Source organism: Nonomuraea sp. NPDC048901 (assembly GCF_040649695.1).
GTDB lineage: Bacteria > Actinomycetota > Actinomycetes > Streptosporangiales > Streptosporangiaceae > Nonomuraea.
The window spans coordinates 1-2,892 of sequence record NZ_JBEZFW010000058.1 but is presented as its reverse complement, the minus strand read 5'-3'; the positions used below and the strand labels follow the sequence as shown (position 1 = coordinate 2,892).

The following is a 2,892-nucleotide window of genomic DNA, read 5'->3' as shown; positions in this document are numbered from 1 at the left end:
GATGCTCGCTCGACTGAAATTGTTTACGTCAAATGGAAGCCGGGTAATTTGGAAATTCCGAGTTATTGCTCAGCGAGATGGTCGTGAAGGTCGGCGTGACGGAACTGGTAAACTGGGCCTACGGTCCTCAGCAGCCCCACTCGATAGGCGTCTTCAAGAAATTCCATGACGCGCCACGGCAGGTTTCCTGTGATCGCAAGCGTGCTAACTGAGATGCTGCAAGCAAGCCATGCGTGATGTTTTCCATTTTCAATAGATGTTGTGGCCTTGGTTCCTAGTCCGCCTATTGTTCCACCCAGAAGGCCGCTAGCGAGCCCGCATCCAAGGCCTCCAAGCATACTGCTCAGTAGGTCTCCAGTGAGTCCGAATCTTAGAGCGGCTCCAAGCCCGCTCGCAAGACCAATGACGAGTCCACTGACAAGCCCGATAGTAATTCTTAAAACAGTAAGCGCTCGATCTGACCTCCATCCCGACATTGGTGTGCTTACTATCATGATAGTAGGCTGTTCGGCCCAGTTGATGAATCCGATAGAGAAAGTGCCCATGATTAGGACGATAAATCCAAGCAGGACGCCGGTTATCAAGCCGCCCGCTATAGAGCCTCCGAGGCCGAAGACTAAGCCACCTATCAGTCCGTAGCTAAAGTAGTTTTTTATCATGCGAAAAAGCAGAGTTGTGCGTCCGCGTAAGCGAAAGCGGGCATAGCCGGGGACTTCGCTATGCCACAATCCGGAGCGCAGACCTCCCAAGAGCCCAAACGTGAACCCGGCCATCAGGGAAACTATGAGTCCAATCTTGGGGCCGAATACAAGCCCGAATGTCAGACCGGTTGAAAGGCCGGCAACCGAGCCTGCCACAAGCCCTGCTACCAAGCCGGACGCAAGTCTCGTAATAGGGAGAAGGCGGGAAGGAGTTGTGCGCGCGATATGCCACCAGGGGATGTCTCGGCCATTTTTAGGATGGAACTGGTGAGCTAGATAGATCAAGTACCGACGCACGAGCTGGGGGTTAAGTTGGCGACGAGGTCGGAAGTGGTCGGCTGGATCGCGGCTAGGCGGGCGCGAGGCAATCAAAGCAGGAATGAGGTGATCTAGAAGATGCGTGCGCAGTGTAGACGCATCACTACCTAGTGGGCCTGCCAGCGATGCGGGATTGCTGCCTGGGGTGAGGTATACGGTACGAATCAGCCACAAGCCTAACGGCGTGGAGGCAAGCTCGTTTAGCCCAGGATTGGCGCGAGCGCGAAGTGCTGCCAAAACTTCTTCCCACGCCTGCGAAAGGCTTTGGGGTAAGCAAGACCTAAGATAGGAAGCAGCAGCCTCGGGAGGAAGTGGTTGGGCAGTTATAACGGCGGCGGCGTTTAGTGGCCGCCCAGCCTGAGTGACGGCTGAAGTAAATTCATCGACCCGGCTGGTGAGAATAAGCTGGTCGGCGGCGGCTAGAGATTTGTTCAGAGCTTCGATAGCCCGAACGCGGGCCTCGGCGGGGAGCTCATCCAAGCCGTCTAAAATCGGCAGAATATAGCCGGCCGATACCAACCTAGATGCGAGATCTAATTTGGATCCTGAAGAGGCGAGTGCGGGGTAATCCTCCCGTAGGCGCATTACGAGCCAGTCATGCAGCTGCGAATGATGACGAGTGTCCCATCCACTGATTGGAAATAATACTGGAATGGGCGCTATCTTTTGCTCACCAACATTCGCCTGATAGAAGTCGCATGAATCGATCAGCTCTAGTAGCAACTGCACGGCTAGGGTAGTCTTCCCCGTGCCTGGCGCACCTGTTATCACCAGACGTCGCCGCTCTAACGCACGAAATCTGCTTGCCAAAGCGGCGATGTCGTCACTACGTCCGGTAAGAGTACGCTTTCTTCCAGTAATTAGGCGAAGGTCGCCCATAAGGATCGGATTGGTGCTCAACTGCCAGGCGACCGGTATTGGCTGGGGATCGTCTAGCGCTCGATGACGCGCTTCTGACGTCCACTGTTGTTTCAATAGCTTGGCCAATGATTGTCCGGCGGCGTGTAAATCGTCTGGATCCACGATTGGCGGAGACATTGAATTGATTCGGGGACTTCTAAGCCATGCGACTATGGCCGCCGCTGTCATGCTAGCCGCTATGGCGACGGCTGCCAAATCGGCGATATTAACCTCAGCGTCAATATCAAGTGCTCGAGCGACTATGAGCACAAAGATGACCAAGGATGCAATCGCTATCGTGGCACAGATTGTCCGCCGCCAGGATCGGGCTCCATTCACGCCAATATACTGACGCACTGGACGCCGCACGACAGCGGGTATATATAATCGTGACTTTGCTGCCTTGACAGGCGATTACACGGGCTGAATTCGTAGAGTGATCTTTTTCCATCGTGACGGCACTGGTCAGGATGGGTTGGCGGAGAGCGGTGGCGGATGAGGGGAGGCTCCCGATAAGACAGCAGTCGACCAAGATCCGATGCCCCGACCAGGAGTTTCGTTGCTGTCTTACCGTGCCTCGATTCCACTGTCCAACCACATCCTGATCCGCCTGGCCGAGCTCGTCCGCATCCGGCGTGCCGAACGCCGTTCCCGATGGCGGAAGTTAGACCCGGCCCGGCAAGCCCTGCTGGTCCTGGCCCACCTGCGCAATGGCGATACCTATGCCCGCCTGGCCGGCGGCTTTGCCATCGGCACCACCACGGCCTGGCGCTCCATCCGCGAAGCCGTCGATCTCCTGGCCGCGCTGGCCAACGACGTGCACGCCGCCGTCGAGCGAGCATCCCGGCTGGCCTACGCCATCTTGGACGGCACCCTCCTCCTCATCGACCGCCTCGTCGACGAGCGGCCGTACTACAAGCGGCAAACACAAGCAGCACGGAATGAACGTGCAACTACTGGCCGACCCCGCGGG

1 protein-coding gene and 1 pseudogene are annotated in these 2,892 nt (G+C 56.8%); one reads left to right on the top strand and one right to left on the bottom strand.

The genetic code is table 11. From position 1 onward, the window contains the following. Positions 1-62 precede the first annotated feature (62 nt). The gene (locus AB0C30_RS59780) at positions 63-2,042 is read right to left on the bottom strand and encodes an NACHT domain-containing protein (RefSeq protein ID WP_357962666.1); all 1,980 of its coding nucleotides are present in this window, start codon (positions 2,040-2,042) and stop codon (positions 63-65) included. Between the two features lie 436 nt (positions 2,043-2,478). Between AB0C30_RS59780 and AB0C30_RS59775 the strand changes: the two are divergent. Further along, positions 2,479-2,892: pseudogene (locus tag AB0C30_RS59775) on the top strand (transposase family protein); the annotation flags it as partial.